Annotated in this window: 1 protein-coding gene; it reads right to left on the reverse strand. The window is 36.7% G+C overall.

The window, feature by feature from the left end:
• Positions 1 to 184: CinA family protein (locus tag V6256_RS16280; RefSeq protein ID WP_341599215.1), on the reverse strand; the 184-nt coding region annotated here is incomplete at its 3' end.
• Between the last annotated feature and the right edge of the window lie 23 nt (positions 185 to 207).

The raw sequence follows: 207 nt of genomic DNA on the forward strand, positions 1-207 counted from the left end.
GACCAGCAATCCCACTAATAGCAACCGATATATCTGCATTTGAGTTTTTCACTGCGCCAGTAGCCATCGCATTAACGACCTCTTTTAATACCGCACCAAATTCATTAATTAAATCAAGGTCTACATCTAGCATCTCATTTATAGCATTATTGCTATAGGTAATAAAACAACGATCAAACCACAGAGAACTACCACAAAAAACTCAAA

The organism is Psychromonas aquatilis (genome assembly GCF_038155185.1).
GTDB lineage: Bacteria > Pseudomonadota > Gammaproteobacteria > Enterobacterales > Psychromonadaceae > Psychromonas > Psychromonas aquatilis.